This window comes from Capnocytophaga canis (assembly GCF_000827555.1).
In the GTDB taxonomy this organism is placed as follows: domain Bacteria; phylum Bacteroidota; class Bacteroidia; order Flavobacteriales; family Flavobacteriaceae; genus Capnocytophaga; species Capnocytophaga canis.
Window position 1 is genome coordinate 1 of record NZ_CDOI01000120.1, and the last position, 228, is coordinate 228.

The window sequence follows — 228 nt, forward strand, 5'->3', positions numbered from 1 at the left end:
ATGTAGAAAAACACAATTTCAAAGGCTTTTATATGGTTTTTAAACTTTTTTGAAAAACAACAAGTTTTCCTCACCGCTCGGCGTATTCGATGTCTCAAAAGTGTGTTGTTTCCTTCAATATCAGTAGTATATTTTTTACCTGCTTTATGTGTATATTCTTGAAAAACAGACGCAAAAGCTTCCCAATTATCTGTACAAATCTCATCAAAACTAACACCCAATTTCTTC

General features: G+C 32.0%; 1 protein-coding gene. It reads right to left on the reverse strand.

The features are described from left to right. Positions 1 to 228, reverse strand: a 228-nt coding sequence (locus CCAND38_RS03415; RefSeq protein ID WP_042343890.1) for an IS1 family transposase, incomplete at both ends; no start/stop codon positions are given.